At 38.7% G+C, this 2195-nt stretch carries 4 protein-coding genes; all 4 read right to left on the reverse strand.

Annotated elements, in window-relative coordinates; genetic code table 11:
- The coding region (locus ACFIKE_RS05690; protein ID WP_375648615.1) for a pyrroline-5-carboxylate reductase at positions 1-515 on the reverse strand (515 nt) is incomplete at its 3' end.
- Positions 516-570: 55 nt separating this feature from the next.
- Complete coding sequence (locus ACFIKE_RS05695; RefSeq protein WP_330168884.1) at positions 571-816, reverse strand: hypothetical protein; 246 nt, start codon at positions 814-816, stop codon at positions 571-573.
- A gap of 102 nt (positions 817-918) precedes the next feature.
- Positions 919-1287, reverse strand: coding sequence for a YraN family protein (locus ACFIKE_RS05700; protein WP_375627263.1), 369 nt, complete (start codon positions 1285-1287; stop codon positions 919-921).
- Positions 1288-1291: 4 nt separating this feature from the next.
- Entirely contained in the window at positions 1292-2179 is an 888-nt protein-coding gene (rsmI, locus tag ACFIKE_RS05705) for a 16S rRNA (cytidine(1402)-2'-O)-methyltransferase (protein WP_375648616.1), read from the reverse strand.
- Positions 2180-2195 lie beyond the last annotated feature (16 nt).

Consider the following 2195-nt stretch of genomic DNA (forward strand, 5'->3'; position numbering starts at 1 on the left):
GTTTCTATAAAATTAAAATATACTCCCATAAGTGAACCAGCTGTCATAAAAAGATTAAACTGCTCTTCCTTATCCAGCACCAATGTGCCCCCCAATGCGTCAAATAAAGTGCGTAAGAAGGGATGATCGGGATAGATTGGTGTCAAATTTTTGCATTCTGCAACAAAAGGTAATGGAACAGCACGATAAACTTTATGATTAATCCACTCTTCTATTTCTGCTGCTTTTGCCATAGCAAGTACGGAAATAACCAGCTGTTCTGGACGAAAACGAAGAGAGCGCAAAACGTCTTCTGCAATTTGGTTGGGTAAGCAAAGAAAAACACAATCACTAACATCGAGCAATGTTTGGTTATTTTCAGCAATCATAACTTTGTTATAAGTGTTTGAAAGGCGCTCTGCTGTTTGTGCATTGCGAGGTGAAACAACAATAGAAGAAACATCAAAGGTGCTTGTCATTAAGCCATTCACCATTGAAGCACTGATTGTACCCGTTCCTAAAAAGCCAAGTCTCATTTCTATTTCTCAGTTTTACAATTTAAAAGGAATCTTAATCAACATCTCAAGTGTTTTAACTAACATAAACGCTAATTGAAGAAGCAACACATAACATAGCAAAAATAATCAAGCCCAAATAGATTTTAGGCTTGTCAAAGAGAACGGCAAAAGCAGAAAACCAACCAACAACAGCTGCGGCTAATGCAAATAAAAAACCTGGTTTATTCATAAGCACAATATGCATTGCCATTAAACCACCAATAATCAGCGCTCCAAAAACAATGAGCAAACCTGTTGCAAACTTTTCATAATCATCCATATTTCACTCCTTATAGCGCTCAATTATTACACACTTTTTAACGCACATGCACATAAAAACGAAATGTTTTTTATTGAATATGGTTAAAACGGGGGCTGCCTTTTATTGATCAGATGTAAAAAATGCAGGGATATGCTGTGGCCAACGCCAAGGTAAAACTGCAATTAAATCAAAGCGTACAGATAAAAGGGCATAATCTTTTTGCCGTGCGAGCCAAATATCGGCAGCTGCTTCAATTCGCCTTTCATTCATTCGGGAAACCGCTTCCATTGCTTCAGCCAACGATGAACGTGCTTTAACTTCAACGATTAACACAAGATTTCCACGTCGTGCAATTAAATCAATTTCCCCACATTTTGTTTTAAAACGCCTTTCGGCAATGTGAAACCCTTTGCAACGTAGCCACCAAGCGGCCAATTTTTCTGCACGAATCCCTCGATAAAAAGACTTTTGTCTACGTTTTTTTTGTATCATTTTACGCATTTTTTAAAAAGATTAATCGCTGAAAAAGTTCCTGCTTTTTAAAACCGGTCTCTTTTGCAACCAAAGCTGCTGCTTGAGCAGCAGAATGTGTCCGTGCGCGTTCTAATAGCATTTCATCAATTTCTTGATCACTTATCACATTTAAAGAAGAGGATGATTCTCCAACAAGCACAACAATCTCCCCACGAATATGTGCTTGTTTTCTGTAATTTTCCAACAAATTCCCTAAATTGGAAACATCTACTGTTTCAAACTTCTTTGTTAATTCACGACAAATGGCAGCAGGTCGATCAGCCGAAAAAAGAGTGACCATATCCTGTAAAGTTTCAACAAGACGATGCGGTGATTCATAAAAAATCAAAGTTGCTGGAATCTCTTTTAATTGTTCCAACCGTTTTCTGCGCTGTAGCTTGCGTGCACTCAAAAAACCTGCAAAAAAAAAGCTATCAGTAGGAAGCCCTGTCGGTATAAGAGCGGCTAAAAGAGCAGATGCTCCAGGAATAGGAATAATTTTATGACCAGCTTTACGGGCTTCTTCCACCAATCTAAATCCAGGATCAGAAATAAGTGGTGTTCCCGCATCTGACACAAGCGCTACTGTTTTGTTTTCTGCTAAAGCCGCTAAGAGCTTCGGACCCGCTTTTTGCGCATTATATTCATGATAGAGAAAAGGTTTTTTTTGAATACCGTAACGTTCCAACAAAACACGTGTTACCCGCGTATCCTCACAGGCTAAAATATCAATTCCTGCAAGCACTTGCAAAGCACGAAGCGTAATATCTGCAAGATTTCCGATAGGCGTTGCCACAAGATAAAGCCCTGATTCTATAACGGGTGCAGAATAAGCATGCGCACCTATAAAATATGCTTTTTCACACATGCTCTTTTCTTTTCAT

This window comes from Bartonella sp. MU70NMGDW, assembly GCF_042194085.1.
GTDB classification, from domain to species: Bacteria; Pseudomonadota; Alphaproteobacteria; order Rhizobiales; family Rhizobiaceae; genus Bartonella; species Bartonella grahamii.

Bases quoted from the DNA above. Each gene is read 5' to 3' on its own strand.
- rsmI (WP_375648616.1), bottom strand. From the start codon at position 2,179: ATGTGTGAAAAAGCATATTTTATAGGTGCGCATGCTTATTCTGCACCC.
- ACFIKE_RS05695 (WP_330168884.1), bottom strand. From the start codon at position 816: ATGGATGATTATGAAAAGTTTGCAACAGGTTTGCTCATTGTTTTTGGA.